The 18,908-nt window shown below is 72.6% G+C and carries 11 protein-coding genes; 6 read left to right on the forward strand and 5 right to left on the reverse strand.

The window, feature by feature from the left end; translation table 11 throughout:
• Positions 1-127 precede the first annotated feature (127 nt).
• Entirely contained in the window at positions 128-4,222 is a 4,095-nt protein-coding gene (gene cobN, locus FRANCCI3_RS07620) for a cobaltochelatase subunit CobN (protein WP_011435957.1), read from the reverse strand.
• 244 nt (positions 4,223-4,466) lie between these two features.
• Here cobN and FRANCCI3_RS07625 point away from each other — a divergent pair, with 244 nt between their 5' ends.
• From FRANCCI3_RS07625 to FRANCCI3_RS07635, 3 genes are read left to right on the forward strand one after another with little or no spacing between them, the layout of a single operon-like run.
• The gene (locus FRANCCI3_RS07625; protein ID WP_011435958.1) at positions 4,467-5,912 is read left to right on the forward strand and encodes a nitrite reductase; all 1,446 of its coding nucleotides are present in this window, start codon (positions 4,467-4,469) and stop codon (positions 5,910-5,912) included.
• Positions 5,909-6,568: a precorrin-8X methylmutase gene (locus FRANCCI3_RS07630; protein ID WP_011435959.1), complete on the forward strand. Its 660-nt coding sequence runs from the start codon at positions 5,909-5,911 to the stop codon at positions 6,566-6,568. The genes FRANCCI3_RS07625 and FRANCCI3_RS07630 overlap by 4 nt, the downstream gene beginning before the upstream one ends.
• Positions 6,568-8,148: a precorrin-2 C(20)-methyltransferase gene (locus tag FRANCCI3_RS07635; protein ID WP_011435960.1), complete on the forward strand. Its 1,581-nt coding sequence runs from the start codon at positions 6,568-6,570 to the stop codon at positions 8,146-8,148. Before FRANCCI3_RS07630 ends, FRANCCI3_RS07635 begins: the two co-directional genes overlap by 1 nt.
• 52 nt (positions 8,149-8,200) lie before the next feature.
• On the opposite strand, the gene FRANCCI3_RS07640 is transcribed toward FRANCCI3_RS07635, so the two are convergent.
• The 4 genes from FRANCCI3_RS07640 to FRANCCI3_RS07665 form a co-directional block, all read right to left on the reverse strand.
• On the reverse strand, positions 8,201-9,031 hold the full coding sequence (locus FRANCCI3_RS07640) for a cobalt-precorrin-6A reductase (protein WP_023840481.1): 831 nt from the start codon (positions 9,029-9,031) through the stop codon (positions 8,201-8,203).
• Positions 9,028-9,870: a precorrin-4 C(11)-methyltransferase gene (gene cobM, locus FRANCCI3_RS07645; RefSeq protein ID WP_011435962.1), complete on the reverse strand. Its 843-nt coding sequence runs from the start codon at positions 9,868-9,870 to the stop codon at positions 9,028-9,030. The genes FRANCCI3_RS07640 and cobM overlap by 4 nt, the downstream gene beginning before the upstream one ends.
• A 255-nt stretch (positions 9,871-10,125) precedes the next feature.
• Positions 10,126-11,652 (reverse strand): hypothetical protein, encoded by a 1,527-nt coding sequence (locus FRANCCI3_RS07655; protein ID WP_011435963.1) that lies wholly within the window; start codon positions 11,650-11,652, stop codon positions 10,126-10,128.
• Between the two features lie 322 nt (positions 11,653-11,974).
• On the reverse strand, positions 11,975-12,826 hold the full coding sequence (locus FRANCCI3_RS07665) for a DUF3710 domain-containing protein (protein WP_011435964.1): 852 nt from the start codon (positions 12,824-12,826) through the stop codon (positions 11,975-11,977).
• 232 nt (positions 12,827-13,058) lie between these two features.
• On the opposite strand from FRANCCI3_RS07665, the gene FRANCCI3_RS07670 reads away from it, so the two are divergent.
• The 3 genes from FRANCCI3_RS07670 to FRANCCI3_RS07680 all read left to right on the forward strand — a co-directional run bounded on the left by FRANCCI3_RS07670 (position 13,059) and on the right by FRANCCI3_RS07680 (position 18,879).
• Complete coding sequence (locus tag FRANCCI3_RS07670) at positions 13,059-14,369, forward strand: DUF5925 domain-containing protein (protein WP_011435965.1); 1,311 nt, start codon at positions 13,059-13,061, stop codon at positions 14,367-14,369.
• 451 nt (positions 14,370-14,820) lie between these two features.
• The gene (locus FRANCCI3_RS07675; RefSeq protein WP_023840478.1) at positions 14,821-16,428 is read left to right on the forward strand and encodes a carboxyl transferase domain-containing protein; all 1,608 of its coding nucleotides are present in this window, start codon (positions 14,821-14,823) and stop codon (positions 16,426-16,428) included.
• Between the two features lie 246 nt (positions 16,429-16,674).
• Positions 16,675-18,879: an acetyl/propionyl/methylcrotonyl-CoA carboxylase subunit alpha gene (locus FRANCCI3_RS07680; RefSeq protein ID WP_011435967.1), complete on the forward strand. Its 2,205-nt coding sequence runs from the start codon at positions 16,675-16,677 to the stop codon at positions 18,877-18,879.
• Positions 18,880-18,908 lie beyond the last annotated feature (29 nt).

Consider the following 18,908-nt stretch of genomic DNA (forward strand, 5'->3'; position numbering starts at 1 on the left):
AGAACGGGAGCCGTGACGCGTGAGGTGGCCCGCCACCTGTCCTCCGCCGGCCCTGCTGCCCGCCGGCCCTGCTGCCCGCCGGCCCTGCTGCCCTGCGACTTGGCCGGACCGGCCGGACCCGGCGATCTCAGGCGTCGCCGGTGGGACCGTCCTCCAGGTCGCCCTCGGTACGCAGGTACAGCTCCTGCAGCGCGTCGAGGGTCGCAGCCTCCGGGTGCTCCCACAGGCCGCGCGCCGCGGCCTCCAGCAGCCGTTCGGTGATGCCGTGCAGCGCCCAGGGGTTGGACTCGGCGAAGAACTTCTGGTTCTCCGGGTCCAGTGCGTAGGTTGTGGCGAGCCGTTCGTACATCCAGTCCGCGACCACGCCGGCGGTGGCATCGTAGCCGAACAGGTAGTCGACGGTGGCGGCCATCTCGAACGCCCCCTTGTAGCCGTGCCGGCGCATCGCCGCGAGCCACCGCGGGTTCACCACCCGGGCGCGGAAGACCCGGGAGGTCTCCTCGGACAGCGTTCGGGTGCGGACCGCCTCCGGCCGGGTGCTGTCGCCAATGTAGGCAGCCGGCGCCCGGCCGGTCAGCGCGCGTACGGTTGCGACCATGCCGCCGTGGTACTGGAAGTAGTCGTCGGAGTCGGCGATGTCGTGCTCGCGGGTGTCGACGTTCTTCGCGGCGATGGCGATCCGCCGGTAGGCCGACTCCATGTCCTCCCGGGCGGGGGTGCCGTCGACCCCGCGGCCGTAGGCGTAGCCGCCCCACGTCGCGTATACCTCGGCGAGGTCGGCGTCATCGCGCCAGTTCCGGCTGTCGATCAGAGGCAGCAGCCCGGCGCCGTACGCCCCCGGCCGGGAGCCGAAGATACGCAGGGTGGCCCGCCGTTCGTCGCCGTGCCCGGCGAGGTCCGCACGGGCATGGGCGCGCACGAAGTTGTCCTCGTCGGTCTCGTCGAGGCCGGCGGCGAGCCGGACCGCGTCGTCGAGCATCGCCACCACGTACGGGAACGCGTCCCGGAAGAAGCCGCTGATGCGCACGGTGACGTCGATGCGGGGCCGGCCGAGCTCGGCGAGGTCGATCGGTTCGAGCCCGCTGACCCGCCGCGACGCTTCGTCCCAGGTCGGACGGATGCCGAGTAGGGCGAGCACCTCGGCCACGTCGTCGCCGGAGGTGCGCATCGCGCTGGTTCCCCAGGCGGACAGGCCCACCGACTCGGGCCAGGTGCCGGTGTCGGCCCGGTACCGATCGAGCAGGGAGGTCGCCATTGCCTGGCCCGTCTCCCAGGCGAGCCGGCTGGGGATGGCCTTCGGGTCGACCGAGTAGAAGTTCCGCCCGGTGGGCAGCACGTTGACCAGACCCCGCAGCGGCGAGCCGCTGGGACCGGCCGAGACGTAGCCGCCGTCGAGGGCGTGCAGCACGGCGGTGACCTCGTCGGTGGTCCGGGCGAGCCGCGGCACGATCTCCGTGGCGGCGAACCGCAGCACGGCCGCCACCGTCTCCCGGACCGGGTCGGTCTCCGCGTCCGCGTCCATGCCTGCCGGGCCGTGGACTTTCCTTGCCTTTCCAGAGGCTTTTGTGTCCGGTTTATCCCTCTGGATAGGCAAGGGGGGCAAGGGGATGGTCGCTGGCGAGGGAGGGGGGACGAGGACGGTCGTCACCACGTCGGATGCGGCCGACGGGTCCCAGGCGCGTTCCTCCATCGCCGTTACCAGGGCGAGCGCCGTCGCCTCGGCGGCGTCGACCGTGCCGCGGGCCGCCCGGTCGTCCTCGACGAGCCCGAGGGCCTCCCGCAGCCCCGGCAGGGTGACGCGCCCGCCCCACATCTGCCGGGCCCGCAGCATCGCGAGCACCAGGTTGATCCGCGCCCCGCCGGTCGGTGCTTCGCCGAGCACGTGCAGGCCGTCGCGGATCTGCGCGTCCTTCACCTCGCACAGCCACCCGTCGACGTGCAGCAGGAAGTCGTCGAACTCGGCGTCGTGCGGCCGGTCGGTCAGTCCCAGGTCGTGATCGAGCCGGGCGGCCTGGATCAGCGTCCAGATCTGCGCCCGGATGGCCGGCAGCTTCGCCGGATCCATGGCGGCGATGGTGGCGTGCTCGTCGAGCAGCTGTTCCAGGCGGGCCAGGTCGCCGTAGCTCTCCGCGCGGGCCATCGGCGGAACCAGGTGATCGACCAGGGTCGCGTGCGCCCGGCGCTTCGCCTGCGTGCCCTCGCCCGGGTCGTTGACGAGGAACGGGTAGATCAACGGCAGGTTGCCGATCGCCGCGTCGGTCGGACAGGACGCGGACATGCCCACGGTCTTGCCGGGCAGCCACTCCAGCGTCCCGTGCTTACCCAGATGGACGACGGCGTGCGCGCCGAAGCCGCCGGAACTATCGGAGCCGCCGGAGCCGCCGGCGAGCCACCGGTAGGCGGCGAGGTAGTGGTGGCTCGGCGGCAGGCCGGGATCGTGATAAATGGCGACCGGGTTCTCCCCGAAGCCGCGTGGCGGCTGGACCAACAGCACGATGTTGCCGGCCTGCAGCGCGGCGAGCACGATCTCCCCGTCCGGATTCGCGGACCGGTCGACGTACAGCTCGCCGGGCGCGGGCCCCCAATGCCGTTCGACGCTCTCCCGCAGGTCGGCGGGCAGGGTGTCGAACCACGCCCGGTACCGCGCCGCGCTGATCCGGACCGGGTTGCCGGCGAGCTGCTCCTCGGTCAGCCAGGCCGGATCCTGCCCGCCCGCGGCGATGATCGCGTGGATCAGGGCGTCACCGTCCTCGGCCGTGACCCCCGGCAGCGCGTCCGGGCCGTCGTCGGGCCCGATGTCGTATCCAGCCGCGCGCATCGCCCGCAGCAGGCGCACGACGCTCGCCGGGGTGTCGAGGCCCACCGCGTTGCCGATCCGGGAGTGCTTCGTCGGGTAGGCCGAGAGCATGAGCGCCACCCGGCGTTCGGCCGGTGGGACGTGCCGCAGCCGGCCGTGCGCGACGGCGATGCCGGCCACCCGGTCGGCGCGTTCGGTGTCGGCGACGTAGCTTGTCAGCCCATCCGCATCGATCTCCTTGAAGGAGAACGGCACGGTGATCAGGCGCCCGTCGAACTCGGGGATCGCCACCTGTGTCGCCGCGTCCAGCGGGGACAGCCCGTCGTCCGACTCCGCCCACGTCGCCCGGCCGCTGGTCAGGCACAGTCCCTGCAGGATCGGGATGTCCAGCGCGGCCAGCGCGCCGACGTCCCACGCCTCGTCGTCGCCTCCGGCGCAGGAGTGCGCCGGCTGGCTGCCACCCGCGGCGAGCACGGTGACGATCAGCGCGTCCGCCCGCCCGAGGGTGGCGAGCAACTCGGGTTCGGCGGCGCGCAGCGACGCGCAGTACACCGGCAGCGGATCCCCGCCGGCACGCTCGACCGCGGCACAGAGTGCCTCGACGAACGCGATGTTCCCGGCGACGTGGTGCGCGCGGTAGTACAGGACACCGATGACCGGCCGCACCGCGACCGGCCGCACCGCGACCGGCCGCACCGCGACCGGCCGCACCGCGACCGGCCGCACCGCGACCGGCCGCACCGCGACCGGCCGCACCGCGTTCCCCGCGAGGACGTCCGGGACGTCCCGGCTGGCTGATGCGTCCGGGGTGGCTGATGCGTCCGGGGTGGCTGATGCGTCCGGGGTGGCTGATGCGTCCCGGCTGGCTGATGCGTCCGCGGCCCGGTCGAGCACCCCCCAGGCCGGGATGGTCACCGGTGGGGCGAATCCGGTACCGGACAGTAGCAGGGTGTCGGCGAGGAATCGGTGCAGCTCGCCGAGGTTGGCCGGACCGCCCTGGGTTAGGTAGGCGTGTGCCTCGGCACAGATGCCGCCGGGCACCGTGGAGACGGCCATGAGCTCCGCGTCCGGGGTCTGTTCGCCACCGAGCACGACCACCGGGCGCGGGCCGGCGAGCAGCGTGTCGAGCCCCTCCTCCCAGGTCCGCCGGCCGCCGAGGATGCGCACCACGACCGCATCGGCACCGCTGGTCAGCGCCGGGAGATCGGCGACGGAGAGCCGGGCCGGGTTGGCGAGGCGGTAGCTGGCTCCGCTCGCCCGCGCGGAGAGTAGGTCGGTGTCGGACGTCGACAGCAGCAGGACGACCGCGTCAACCTCCGTCTCCCCGGCTCCTGGTGTCTCCCCGGCTTCGCGGGCGAACGCGGTCGACGGATCGTCGGAAGGGTCGTCGGACGGATCGGTGGGAGGAGTCTGCACAGGCGACATGGTGATGCCTTTCCCGGGGGTCCACGCCCCGCGTCGGTGGCCGTGCCTGGGGCGCACTCCCCGGTGACGGTGGCGGGACCGCACCGGATTCGCATCGGATTCGCACCGGACTTCCTCGCCGTTCGCCGCTCGTGGCCCCGTCACGATCGCAGAGAGGTGGGCGGTGTTGTCAAGCACTCCGCTGTCGTCGTGACAAAGAAACGATCAACCGGCATCGCCCGAGTCCGGCACGTATGCTCCGCCGGTGCCCACCAGTCCGCGGGAGCGTGTCCGCGACGCCTGCCCCGGTGTGCTGACGACGCATCCGGCCGCGGACGGCGCGCTCGCGCGGCTGCGGCTGCCCGGGGGCCGGCTGACCGCCGCCGCGGCGAAGACCCTCGCCGGCTGCGCGCGGGAGTTCGCCGACGGCCACCTTGAGCTCACCTCCCGGGCGAACGTGCAGCTACGCGGCCTGGCCGACGGCACGGCCGAGGAGCTCGCCGCCCGGGTGAGCGCGGTTGGCCTGCTGCCCTCGACGACGCACGAGCGGGTCCGCAACATCGTGGGCTCGCCGCTGTCCGGACGCGGCGAGGCCGGCTGCCGGGACATCGCGCCGGTCGTCGCCGAGCTGGACCGCCGGCTGTGCGCGGATCCGGCTCTCGCCGCGCTGCCCGGCCGGCTGCTGTTCGCCGTCGACGACGGCAGCGGGGACCTGGCCGGGCTGCCCGCGGACCTCGCGCTGCGTGCCCTGCCTTCCGGGGAGATGCTGCTGGCCGTCGCGGGCGCGACCCGCGCGCTGCGGTTGCCCGTCCACGTCGCCGTACCCGCGCTCCTCGCCGCGACGCGGGCCTTCATCGAGGCCCGCGCCGCGGCGGGCACCGCCGCGACGGCCTGGCGGATCGCCGAGTTGCCGGGCGGACCGGGCGGACAGGACGGCCTGCTCGCGGCTGCCGCGACCGAGGCCGGGGTCGTTGGGATCGTCCAGGCCGCTGGAATCGCTCAGGCTGCTGGGAGCGCCACCGTTCGGGCCGGCGCGTGGCCCGGTCCGCATCCGCAGCGTGATGGCCGCCGGGCGTTGACCGTGCTCGTCCCCCTGGGGCGGCTGAGCGCCGACCAGCTCGACCTGCTCACCGCCGCCGCGGCGGCCGGTGGTGGTGACGGTGCTGGCGGAGCGGGCGATGCCGAAGACGGCGTCCTGGTTGTGACGCCGTGGCGGTCCGTCGTGCTCCGCGATCTCGACCCGGCCGAGGCTACCCGGTGGTCGAGGGCGGCGGCGGACGCGGGCCTGGTCGTCGATCCGGCATCATCCTGGGTCGGCGTGACGAGCTGTGCCGGTCGGCCGGGATGCGCCCGGGCGTTGGCGGATGTCCGCCGCGACGCGGCGGTGTCCGTGCGGATCCGAGCTGACGACCCGTCGGCGCCGACGCACCCGGCCGGGAGGCCGCGAGCCCTCCCACCCGTCCCGGTTGGCCCGGCCCTCGCGCCGGTGCACTGGTCGGGTTGCGAGCGGCGCTGCGGGCAACCGGGAGGACGGGTGGTGGAGGTTGTGGCGACCGGGTCCGGCTACCGGATCCGTCGGACGGGTCTCGGAGCCGCCGCCGTCGCATCCGTCGGAGCGGATGGCGGTGAGGCGACGGTCGTGTCGTCGAGCCCCGTCGACGGTCACCGGGACCTGGCCGCGGCCGTCAGGTCGGCGAGGAGGCTGGCATGAACGGCGCATCAGACATGAGCGGTGTGCAACGTTACGCCTACGTTCGCGACGGCGCGGAGATCTACCGTCGGTCGTTCGCGACGATCCGGGCCGAGGCGCGTCTCGATCGACTGCCCGGTGACGTCGCCCGGGTCGCGGTCCGCATGATCCACTCCTGTGGAATGGTGGATCTCGTCGACGATCTCGCTTTCACCCCCAGCGTGGTCGCTGCGGCGCGCGCGGCGTTGCTGGCCGGCGCCCCGGTGCTCTGTGACGCGCAGATGGTGGCGGCCGGTGTGACCCGCCGTCGGCTGCCCGCCGCGAACGAGATTCTCTGCCTGCTCGGTGATCCCCGGGTGCCGCGGCTCGCCGAGCGGCTGGGCACCACCCGCAGCGCCGCGGCGGTGGATCTGTGGGCGGATCGACTCGCCGGCTCCGTGGTGGCGGTCGGGAACGCTCCGACAGCGCTGTTCCGCCTGCTGGAACTCGTCGCGGCCGGAGCCGGGCGACCGGCGGCGGTGCTCGGCGTGCCCGTGGGGTTCATCGGCGCCGCGGAGTCCAAGCAGGCCCTCGTGGATGATCCGGCCCGGTTGGAGTATCTCGTCGTGCACGGCCGGCGGGGCGGCAGCGCGATGGCGGTCGCCGCGGTCAACGCGATCGCGAGCGAGGAGGATTAATGGTGCCGTCGAAGGGCCGGCTGTGGGGAGTCGGGGTTGGACCGGGGGATCCCGAGCTCGTCACCCTCAAGGCGGCCCGCCTGATCCGTGACGCCGACGTGATCGCCTACCACAGCGCCCGGCACGGCCGCAGCATCGCCCGGTCGGTCGCCGCGAGCCAGCTGCGCGGCGACCAGATCGAGGAGGCGCTGGTCTACCCGGTCACCACCGAGACGACCTCCCACCCCGGTGGCTACCGCGGCGCGATCGACGAGTTCTACGAGGACTGCGCCAAGCGGCTGGCCGTCCACCTCGACGCCGGCCGGGACGTCGTGGTCCTCAGCGAGGGTGACCCGTTCTTCTACGGCTCGTTCATCCACCTGCACCGGCGCCTCGCCGACCGGTACCCGACCGAGGTCGTGCCGGGGGTGACGTCCCTGTCGGCGGGGTGCGCGGTGCTCGGCCGGCCGCTGGTCGAGGGCAACGAAGTCCTCACCGTGCTGCCGGGCACGCTGCCGCCGACGGTCCTCGCCGAGCGTATCGCCGGCACGGACACCGCCGTCGTGCTCAAGATGGGACGGACCTTCCCGGGGGTCCGGGACGCCTTCACCGCCGCGGGACGTCTCGCGGACACCTGGTACGTGGAACGGGCCACCACCTCCGGCCAGCGCATCGCCCCGCTCGGTGCGGTAGACCCGGCCACGGTGCCGTACTTCTCGCTCGCGGTACTGCCGAGCCCGGTCCGGGGGCCGGACGATCCGGCGCCGCTGCGCGCGTCGCAGGCGGGCTGGGTACCAACGGCGCCCACCGTTGGTAAGGCTGGCGCCGTTGGTACCGGCGGCACGCCCGGCGCGGGGGAGGTCGTCGTGGTGGGCCTCGGACCGGGCGCCGCGGGCTGGTTGACGCCGCAGGCCGCCGAGGCGCTGGCCGCCGCCGACGACCTCATCGGCTACGGCCCCTACCTCGACCGGGTGCCGGTCGATCAACGCCAGCGCCGGCACGCCTCGGGGAACACCGTCGAGGCCGAGCGCGCCGAGCTCGCCCTCGAACTGGCGGCCGGCGGCGCGAACGTCGCCGTGGTCTCCTCCGGTGATCCCGGGGTCTTCGCGATGGCCACGGCCGTCGTCGAGGCCGCGGCGGCGGAGCGGTTCGCGGGCGTCGAGGTGCGGGTCGTGCCCGGGCTGACCGCCGCGCAGGCGGTGGCGAGCCGGGTCGGGGCGCCACTCGGCCACGACTTCTGCGTGCTGTCGCTGTCCGACCGACTCAAGCCGTGGGAGGTCATCGAGCGGCGGCTGCGGGCGGCGGCCGCGGGCGACTTCGTCCTGGCGCTGTACAACCCGGCTTCCCGTACCCGTCGCCATCAGCTGGAGCGGGCCCACGAGGTGCTGCTCGAACACCGCCCCTCGGACACGGTGGTGGTTATCGGCCGGGATGTCGGCGGTCCCACCGAGAGCATCACCGTGACGAGCCTCGGTGCGTTCGACCCGGCCGAGGTCGACATGCGCTGCCTGCTGCTCATCGGCTCGTCGACGACCCGGGTGGTGCGCCGTGGCCCCGGCCGGGACCTCGTGTTCACTCCACGTCGTTACCCGGTCACCTAGCCTCCGGTCACCTAGCCTCCGGTCACCTGGGCCCCGGTCACCTGGGCCCCGGTCACCTGGGCCATGGTGGTGCGACCCAGGCCACGGCGGCGTCGACATCGTCGACCGCGGCCACCCCGGGTGGCAGCGGCGGGCGGTCGACCATGACGACCGGCAGACCGAGGTCCCGGGCGGCGGCGAGCTTCGCCGCGGTCATCGTTCCGCCACTGTTCTTGGTCACGAGGACGTCGACGCGGTGCCGGCGCAGCAGGGCGGTCTCCCCGGCGACGTCGAACGGCCCACGATCGAGGATGACGGTCAGTCGTGGCGGTACCGGGCCGGTCGGCGGCTCGACCGACCGGGCCAGGAACCAGGGCCGGTGCAGGCCGGCGAACAGGGCGAGGTCGGTTCGCCCGGTGGTCAGGAACACCCGTGGGGCTGGATCGGAATGCGGGCGCGGTCCGGGTAGGACGAACCGGTCGAGCAGGGCGACCGCGCCGGCCAGCGACGGGACCCGGCGCCAGTCGTCGCCGGGCTGCTCGCGCCAGCTCGACCGGCGCAGGACGAGCAGCGGAACGCCGGTGGCGCGCGCGGCCTGTGCGGCGTGCGTGGTCATCGTCGCGGCGAACGGGTGGGTCGCGTCGACCACCGCATCGATCCGTTCGGCCCGCAGGTAGTCGGCCAGGCCCGCCGCCCCGCCGAAGCCGCCGATCCGGATTTGGCAAGACGGTGGCAGCGCAGGCTCGCGGACTCGACCGGCCAACGAGTAGACGATCTCGATGCGTTCCGTGCCGGCGGGATCCGGGGAGCCGAGCCTGGTCGCCAGGCGGCGCGCCTCCCCGGTTCCGCCGAGCAGCAGCAGGCGGCGTGCCCCGGTCACCGAGCCCCGGGGGCGCCCGGTCACCGAGCCCGAGGGGCGGGATCCGGGCCACACGGCGCGGCGTTTGCCGGGGAGGCCTGGGAAACCGGGGAGGCCGGGGGAACGGACGACACGCATCCGTCCGGTCCGAAGCGTTCCCGGGAGTACAGGTAGCTGTCCCGGAAACCCTCCGCGGCCAGGGCGCGACCCACGATGATCACGGCCGTCCTGGTGAGCCCCGCGGCCCGCGCCCGACCGGCGATGTCGGCGAGCGTGCCGCGCAACACGATCTCGTCGGCCCGGCTGGCCCAGGCGACGACGGCTGCCGGGCAGTCCGTACCGTAGTTCGGCACGAGCTCGGCGACGAGCGTCTCGATACGGTGCACGGCCAGGTGCAGCACGAGGGTCGCCCCCGACCGGCCGAGGGTGGCGAGGTCCTCGCCGGGCGGCATGGGACTGGACAGCACGGCCGTGCGGGTCAGCACCACGCTCTGGGCGACGCCGGGAACCGTCAGCTCCCGGCGCAGCGACGCCGCCGCCGCGGCGAAGGCGGGGACACCCGGCGTCACGTCGTAGGCGATCCCGGCCGCGTCGAGCCGGCGCATCTGCTCGGCGACGGCGCTGTAGAGCGACGGGTCGCCGGAGTGCAGGCGGGCGACGTCGTGACCGGCGGCGTCGGCCGCGACCAGCTCCGCGACGATGTCGTCCAACGGCATCCGGGCGGTGTCGACGAGACGGGCCCCGGGCGGGCAGTGTGCCAGCAGCTCGACCGGGACGAGACTGCCGGCGTACAGGCAGACCGGGCAGGACGCGATCAGATTCCGGCCGCGGACGGTGATGAGGTCGGCGGCGCCCGGTCCGGCCCCGATGAAGTGCACGGTCACGCCGGCCCCCGCCGGTTGTCTCCGGGCAGCTGGACGTCTCCGGGCAGCTCGGCGGCGGGGGCGGCGGACGCTCGGCGCATGCTGCTGGGCACAACCGGGCACGCTAGCAGGACGCCGGCGGCGGCGAGCCCCCTCGGGGACGCTCCGGCACGGGCGTCGCTGGGCGTCGCGATCCGGCTGCTCGCGCACTGACGGGAAGCCGGACACCGCCCTCCGGAACGTCAGAGAGACCGCGGCCGCCGCGCCGCCACCCCCTCACCGGTTGCGGCGTGGGCCGTGGCCGCAGGCCGTGACCTGCGCCGCGGCCTCGTCCCTGCCAGCGGACGCCGGCTCGGTCCGCACCGGGTCACCCGGCGACGGGCCGGGCTGCGACGGGTTGGTCGGTGTGCCGTCCTCGTCGGAGCCGGCCCGCGCGACGGTGGCCGGGGTGCCGGTGTACAGCGGCGGTAGGGTGGTCAGCCCCCGAACCGTCGCGGGCCGGAAGATCCGTCGTTTCCGCCACACGAACAGTCCGGCCGCGATGGCCAGGACACCGCGGCCGTTGATTGTGTAGAGCGCGATCCCGCCTTCGTACTGCAGGATCGCGGCCACCAGCGCCAGCAGGCCCAGGAGAGCCGCTGGATGGCGACATTCGCGCAGCGCGTACTCCAGTCGGACGAGGACGAATCCTGCCAGAGCCGCGAGGGTCACCATCCACGGCGGACCGCCGATGGGCAGCAGCTCACCGAGCTGGGTGGGCAGGCGGTCGAACGCGTTGGTGATCCCGTAGGTGTCGGACAGGCGCGTCTTGAGGGAACGCGACTCCAGGTCGGAATTCAGTTTGTCGGGATTGAGAAAACGCGGGACGGCGATGTTGACGTCGTTCCACAGGGTTACCGGACCGATGGGCGGAGAACCGTCGCGGAGCCGTCGCAGGATTATCGACGGGTAGGAGTTCCCGTCCAGGCGGACCCCGAGGTCTCCCACCTCGCCCGGGTTTATCCCGCCTTCCAGATGGGTCAGACCGGAGGCCAGGGCCTGCAGGCGCTGCCCGGGACCCACGCTGTACCCGAACACCTGCCGGCCCGCGTCCGCGCGTGCCCCGTAGATGACGACGTAGGCCAGAACCACGAGCGCGACGACCGAGACGAGCTGCCGTCGGCGTATGGGAATCCCGACGATGGACAGTAGGTAGATCACCGCGCCCGCGGCTATCGCCACCGGCAGCCGCTGCCCCGCCAGTGTGTGCAACGTACACTGGACGCCGAGCACCGGGAGGAATCCGCGGCCCTTCGTCCGCACGAGCACGGCGAAGCTTCCCAGGGCGAGGCCGACGACCAGGAACTGCGTCGCGAAGCCGCTGACGAGGTAGGGACTGCCGGTGACCGTCGAGGGGTCCGCGTGGCCGGGCGAGGTGTTCCTGCCGACCGCTGTCACGGCCACCGCAGCCAGGGCCAGCGGAGTCAGGACCCGCCAGTCGAAGAAGTCCAAGACTTCCTCCCGGCGGAAACCGGTGGACGGCGGCGTGCGCGGGGTCGCGAAGCGATAACCGAAAGCGAACGCGAGCAGGGAGAACCCGACCAGAACGGTGTAGGCCGCGACGTCGGACTCCGTGGTCAACAGCCGGTTGTCACTGTAGGACGGCACCAGGACCTGCAGGACCTCCGTCACCCCGTGGTAGACGATGGCGGCACCGACGAACATCAGCCCGAGACTGGACACGGCGTGCCGGCCCCGACCGCGAACCACCACGACCAAGGCGAGCCCCTGCAGCAGCAGACCCAGCGCTAGCGTGGCCGACACTCCGCACCTCCGCCCGTCGTGCCGGGTGCTCTCCGGGGGAGCCCCGGTCCGATGGTGACCGGCCCGGGCGACCCGAACCGCGCCATCCTTCCCGCATGGTGAACAGGCTTGATAAATCCGTTTACAGACGATTTCTGAACGGCCGCCGTTGCACGTCTGCTTCCGGCGTTGGGCTGAAGACCGTCGACCGGATAGCTCCGCGTGCTGCCCATGAACATCTCCGGACCGATCTCTACCAGGCCGCAGCCCAGATCTTCGTCGACCTCGTGGAGTACACCGACTCCCCACGGGCCTGAGCCGGGCCGGTGGTGGACGGGCCGGGTCACGACGCCGCGGGTGGGGGGGCCTCGCGGTTGGCGCCCCGCAGCGCCAGCGTCATGATCCTGCGTTCCGGGGGTTGCTCCGGAATGGCCGCGGCGGTGTCGGTTGTTCGGTCGGGACGGTCGGGACGGTCGGGACGGTCGAATCTGTCGGGACGTTCGAAGGGGATGGGCTCGCGCACCGGCATCGCCGCGTCCCCCCGGACGACGACGAGCCCGTCCAGTACCTCCTCCAGCAGCGGCGCCGCCGTCACGTCGACCGCGGCCGCACCGGTGATGACCGCACAGAGGATCCACCGCGGCCCCTCGATGCCGAAGATGCGGGCGGGCAGGCGGCCGACGGCCGTGTCGAGCGGCATGCGCAGCTCGGGGCCGTAGGGCCCGTCCTCGTCGTTCCATTCCGTGTCCTCCGGTGCCGAGAGCACCAGGTCCTCGCGGATCGACGCCCACAGGCCGCCGCTGCGCGGGGCGGCGAGGACGGACAGCTCCAGGACGGATGTCCCGTCCATCGCGGCCAGGGTGGGCATCGGCCCGGAGGCCGAGACCCGGATCCGGGTGCCGTTCACCCGCGGCACCACGAGAGCTCCGAAATCCGCTCGCGCCCGGCCGTCATCGGGCGCGTCCACCGCGTCGAACGGACCCCGGCCCAGCCGGGCGCCCCCGCTCGTCGTGGCGCTGGTTCCCGTGGCACCGGTTCCCGTTTCACCGGGCTTCCTCGCGTCACCGTCGCCCTTACCGGCCGCGGTACCGGCCGCGGTACCGGCCCCGGTACCGGCCCCGGTGCCGGCATGGTCGTCCGGCTCCGGCTGCGCCGACTTTCGGCGCCGACGGTGGATGAGTAGCCCTCCTAGCATCCTGACCACCTCCCAGGAAGAAGCTTGGAGTGGCTGATGGATTACTTAAGGTAGGCGCGCCGCTGGTGGGGCCGGGAGATTCCCCGGGAGGTTGGCCGGGCCGCAACGTCCTCGGATCGGCCCTGATGGAGGCACGCGACAGGTCGCGGGCGGTGTACGGCCCCCGCGATGTGCCCGAGTAAATCGCGCAACGGGATGGCCGGGCGCTGAGTTGTCCGGGACCATCGGACAGGTGTCAGTTCCACATCAGAAGGCGTCGCTGCCTAAGTCCTGGATGGTCTCCGAGTCACTGAGCGGAGGGATGAAGCTCCCTTTCGTTGTCGGCCTGGACGACTCGGACACGCCCTACGACGTCGTCGACGCACTCGCCCTGGCTCCTTTCACAACCGGTGAGCAGCCCTGGGCCCGCAGTGCCCGGGTCGACCGGCTCCGGCCGGGAGCCACGCTGCTGCCGTCAGGGGCAAGGGTCCTGCGCGCGGTTGTCGAGGAGTCCCGCGATTCACGTCTCGCGGTCGGCGAGGGCTGGACAGTGCGAGCCGTGCGCTGGCGCGGCGGGGGTGGTGAGGTGACCGTCACCGCGGTGAGCGAACAGCTCGCCCGGGTGGTGATCGAGGACGTGCTCCGCTCGTCCGTCGCCGAGAGCGGTGCGGACAACGCCGTCAACATGGGTTTCTGGTATCTGTCCAGTCAACGTGGTCCGATCCGGACCAGCCGCCGGACGGCCACCACGACGTGGGCTTCGATCCGCGCCAACTACGCGTCGGCCGCCGTGGGCCCGCTCGACCGGCTCATGGCGGTTCGCCGGGACAACGTGGTCGGCCGCCTGATCCTCCTGCATGGTCCGGCGGGAACCGGGAAGACGACCGTGCTGCGGGCCCTGGCGAACGAATGGCGATCCTGGTGCCAGGTCGACTGCGTCCTGGATCCCGAGGCGCTGTTCGCCGATCCCGCCTACCTGATGGAGGTCGCGATCGGCTTCGACGACGACGGGGACCCGGAGGGGGAGAGCGCCGACGCCCGCGGCGCCGACGGCGGGGGTACCGACGGCGGGGGTACCGACGGCGGGATCGCGTGGGCCGGGGATGCGGACAGCGGCGATGCCGGGTCCGGGGATGCGGACAGTCATGGTGCCCAGGCCGCGGCGACCGACCGCATGGGCGAGCCACCCGCCCACCGGTGGCGGCTGCTGGTGATCGAGGACTGCGACGACCTGATCCGTGGGGACGGCCGGGGTGCGGCTGGCCAGCAGCTCTCTCGACTGCTGAACCTCACCGATGGTCTGGTCGGGCAGGGCCGCGAGGTGTTGGTCGCCCTGACCACGAACGAGGATCTGCTGCGCATGCATCCCGCGGTTGTCCGTCCCGGCCGCTGTCTTGCCCAGATCGAGGTGGGAGCCCTGCCACACACCGAGGCGGTGTCCTGGCTGGGCTCCGCGGAGGGAGTCCGGTCGAGCATGACGCTGGCGGAGCTGTTCGCCCTGCGGGACGGCCGGGGCCTGCCGCGGCCCACCACCACGGACGCCCGCCACGGCATGTACCTGTGACGGCTGCGCGCCGTACTCCCGATTCGGGCCCGCCTGGCCGGGAGCGGGCCGGGTAGTCCCGCCGGCCCGACGGCGCCGCGCCCTGCGCGGTGCCGTCGGGTGGCCGGACCGTCCCGGTCGGACGCCACCGGTCAGGCATCGCTAAAGTTAGCCACCGGGGAGCAACCGGTGTATTTCGGATCGCCGGATCCTGGTCTTGGTCTCGGTCGTGGGTGAATGTCGGTGAAGGGGTGAATGTCGGTGAAGGGGTGAAGGTCCGGCAACGGCAACGGGGATCGGCCGTCTGCCCGACGGTCCCCGCCGCCGTCTGCCTTGACGACGAGGTTAGCGGTCGTTAACTTGGGGGCGTTGTTTCGGGGCCCGACGTCCACTCGTGGGGGTGACTGTGAGCGCAGCACGCGCCGGAACCATCGCGGGTCGGCGGTCCGACGAGGTCCGGCGGTCCTCGGCCATGCCGGTCCTGACCAGTCGGGTCGATGCCGCGGGTGAACAGGGACGGCGCAATGCCGAGAGGCATTGGCACGCTGTGACCGATCTCCAGGAGCGGTTGGCGGTGGCGGCGGTCGGCGGGTCGGAGCAGGCGCGGTCCCGCCACGTGGCTCGCGGCAAACTCCTGCCCCGCGACCGGGTCGACACGCTGCTCGACCGGGGGAGTCCTTTTCTGGAGCTCTCCCCGCTCGCCGCGAACGGCTTTTACGAGGATCCGGTTCCGGGGGCGGGCATCATCACCGGCATTGGCCGGATCTCGGGTCGGGAATGCATGGTAGTCGCCAACGATGCCACGGTCAAGGGTGGCACCTACTATCCGTTGACCGTGAAGAAGCATCTGCGCGCCCAGGAGGTGGCGCTACAGAATCGGCTGCCCTGTGTCTATCTGGTCGACTCTGGGGGAGCGTTTCTTCCGCTGCAGGACCAGGTCTTCCCGGATCGGGAGCATTTCGGGCGGATCTTCTTCAACCAGGCCCGGATGTCCTCGCTGGGAATCTCCCAGATCGCGGCGGTGCTCGGTTCGTGCACGGCGGGCGGCGCGTACGTTCCCGCGATGGCCGACGAGGCGGTGATAGTCAGGAATCAGGGGACGATCTTCCTCGGTGGTCCGCCGCTCGTGAAGGCCGCGACCGGCGAGGTGGTGTCGGCCGAGGATCTCGGCGGCGGGCTGCTGCACTCCCGCACCTCCGGGGTGACCGACCACCTGGCCGAGGACGACGCCCATGCGCTGCGGATTGTGCGCTCCATCGTCGCGGGCCTCGCGCCGCGCGGGCCGCGGCCGTGGGAACTGGAGCCGACCGAGGCACCGACGGTCGACCCGGCCGGGCTGTACGCCGCGGTACCGACGGACGGGCGTACCCCCTATGACGTGCGAGAGGTGATCGCGCGCATCGTTGACGGCAGCCGTTTCGCGGAGTTCAAGAAGGAGTACGGAACGACGCTGGTCACTGGGACCGCCCGCCTCCATGGCCATCCCGTGGGGATCGTCGCGAACAACGGGGTGCTCTTCGGCGAGTCGGCGCTGAAGGGCACCCATTTCATCGAGCTCTGCGATCAGCGCGGTATCCCGTTGGTGTTCCTGCAGAACATCACCGGTTTCATGGTGGGTCGGGAGTACGAGGCCGGCGGCATCGCGAAGCATGGCGCGAAGATGGTTAACGCGGTTGCCTGTGCCCGGGTGCCGAAGTTCACCGTGGTGATCGGCGGTTCGTTCGGCGCGGGTAACTACTCGATGTGCGGCCGGGCATTCTCGCCCCACTTTCTGTGGATGTGGCCGAATGCCTGCGTCTCGGTGATGGGCGGGGAGCAGGCGGCGGCGGTGCTGGCGACCGTGCGCCGGGACCAGATGGAAGCCGCGGGGGTCGCCTGGAGCGAGGCCGACGAGGTCGCCTTCCGGGCGCCGATCCTGAATCGGTACGCGGAGCAGGGCAGCCCGTACTATTCGACCGCTCGGCTGTGGGACGACGGTGTCATCGATCCGGCCGACACCCGTATGGTGCTGGGCCTGGGCCTGTCGGTGGCGGCGAACGCTCCGCTGGAACCGGTGGGCTACGGCGTCTTCCGGATGTGAGGGGGACATCCTGGCGTGCGGAAACATCCGATGTGAGGAAACCAATCGTGAGGATCAAGGGTGTCCACGGCTGATCTGTCCGCCACGAATCACGCAGGCGGCGATCCCGGCATCGCGGGTTCCGCCGGTTCCGCCGGTCACGGCGGCGGTGCCGGCCACGGTCCGGATGGCCATTCCACGCCGGCCCGGCCGGCGGGCGTCGTGCCGCCGAGGGCACCGGGAACGTCGGGTCTGACGTTCTCGTCGGTGCTCGTCGCGAACCGGGGTGAAATCGCCGTCCGGGTGATCCGCACACTGCGCGATCTCGGTATCCGGTCCGTCGCCGTCTACTCAGACGCCGACGCTGGGGCGCGGCACGTCCGGGAGGCGGATGTCGCGGTGCGGCTGGGCCCGGCGCCCGCGAAGGAGAGCTACCTCAGCATCGAGGCCGTGCTGGAGGCGGCGAGGGTATCCGGGGCGGAGGCCGTCCATCCCGGTTATGGCTTCCTCGCCGAGAACGCGGCCTTCGTACAGGCCTGTGAGACGGCCGGAGTGCTCTTCATCGGACCGTCGCTTGCCGCGGTGCAGGTGATGGGCGACAAGATCACCGCGCGGCGGACGGTGGCGGAGGTGGGGGTGCCGGTCGTGCCGGGCCGGTCGGCGCCGGGCATGAGCGATGCCGCGATCGCCGAGGCCGCCGGTCAGATCGGCTATCCGGTGCTGCTCAAACCCTCGGCAGGGGGTGGTGGCAAGGGGATGCGCATCGTCCGCGAGCCCGCCCGACTGCCGGAGGCGATCGCGTCGGCCCGCCGGGAGGCCGCCGCCGGCTTCGGGGACGACACCCTGTACGTGGAGCGGTTCATCACCCGTCCCCGCCACGTCGAGGTCCAGATCCTCGCCGACGAGCACGGCAGCGTGCTCCACCTGGGTGAGCGGGAGTGCAGCCTGCAACGGCGCTACCAGAAAATTGTTGAAGAGGCGCCGGCGCCGGCGCTCGACGCGCGGACCAGGGAGCGGCTCGGGGGGGCGGCGGTCGCCGTCGCCAGCGCCGTCGGCTACGTCGGAGCGGGCACGGTCGAGTTCATCCTGTCCGCCGACGCGCCGGATGAGTTTTACTTCATGGAGATGAACACCCGGCTCCAGGTCGAGCATCCGGTCACCGAGCTGGTGACGGGGGTGGACCTGGTCGCCGAGCAGATCCGGATCGCGGCCGGGGAGCCGTTGCGCTTCGGTCAGGCCGACATCCGCCTAACCGGGCACGCGGTGGAGGCGCGGATCTACGCCGAGGACCCCGGGCGGGGATTCCTGCCGACCGGCGGTAGGGTGCTGACTTTCCGGGAACCGGCCGGGCCGGCCATCCGCGTCGACGCCGGCATCGGGGCCGGGGACATCGTGAGCACCACGTATGATCCTATGCTGGCCAAGGTGATCGCCTGGGGCGCGGACCGCGCCGCCGCGATCGCCCGCCTCGACACCGCGCTCGCCGGCACGGTCCTGCTCGGGGTGACGACCAACATCGGCTTCCTGCGCTCGCTGCTCGCCCATCCGGACGTCGTCGCCGGGCGGCTCGACACCGGTCTCGTCGAACGTGATCTCGCCGCCCTCACCCAGGACGATCTGCCCGGCGAGGCGTTCCTCGGATACGCCCTGGCCAGGCTGCTGACGTTGCAACCGGCCGGTCCGGTGGTCGACCCGTGGGACATCCCCTCCGGATGGCGGCCCGGTGAGCCCGCGTGGCTGACCTGGGAGGTCGCCCTGCCCGGTGGGGCAGTACCGTCCGGCGGCCCCGACGGCGCCGAACCTGGTGGCAGCGCGCCACCCGAGATCGGGGCCGGGGTTGAGGGCGGGGCCGGGAACATCCACGGGGATGGGAACATCCACGGGGATGGTAACGGCCACGGGGATGGGGTGGAGCCGGGACGCGGGGAGCGGACGGTGTCAACGCTGCGGGTCGCGGCGCGCGGCACCCCCGACGCGGCCCGGGTCCGGATCGCCGACGGGCCGCCGGTCGCCGCATCGGTCAGTCAGCTCGGCGACGAGCTGCTCGTCACGATCGGTGCGGTCACCACCCGGTGGGCCTACGCGTGGGAGCCCGCCGACGGGATCCTCTGGCTTGGCCGCGACGGTGGGGCGTGGGGCCTGGCCGAGGTGATTCCGGTGGCGGGCACCGGGGCCGGGCCGGTGCCCGGCGGGCAGGCGCGTAGCCCCATGCCGGGCACGGTGACCGCGGTGTTGGTCGAACCGGGGATGACCGTGGCGGACGGGCAGTCGCTGGCCGTCGTCGAGGCCATGAAGATGGAGCACACCGTCTCGGCGACGGGCGCCGGGATCGTCAAGGAAGTACTCGTCCGGCCCGGCGACCTCGTCGCCCTGGACCAGCTGCTGGTGGTGATGTCCGTGGCGGGCCCGGCCGACCCCGACCCCGAATCCGGAGCAGTCGCTCCGGCGGGCCGGCGAAATGTGGAGGGTTGAGCATGGTTTGACGCCGTCGGACCGTGCTC

It is taken from the genome of Frankia casuarinae (assembly GCF_000013345.1).
Classification (GTDB): domain Bacteria; phylum Actinomycetota; class Actinomycetes; order Frankiales; family Frankiaceae; genus Frankia; species Frankia casuarinae.

Coding starts and splice junctions, on each gene's coding strand:
- FRANCCI3_RS07635 (WP_011435960.1), top strand. CDS start 6,568: ATGGTGCCGTCGAAGGGCCGGCTGTGGGGAGTCGGGGTTGGACCGGGG.
- FRANCCI3_RS07665 (WP_011435964.1), bottom strand. CDS start 12,826: ATGCTAGGAGGGCTACTCATCCACCGTCGGCGCCGAAAGTCGGCGCAG.
- FRANCCI3_RS07675 (WP_023840478.1), top strand. CDS start 14,821: ATGCCGGTCCTGACCAGTCGGGTCGATGCCGCGGGTGAACAGGGACGG.
- FRANCCI3_RS07630 (WP_011435959.1), top strand. CDS start 5,909: ATGAACGGCGCATCAGACATGAGCGGTGTGCAACGTTACGCCTACGTT.
- cobN (WP_011435957.1), bottom strand. CDS start 4,222: ATGTCGCCTGTGCAGACTCCTCCCACCGATCCGTCCGACGACCCTTCC.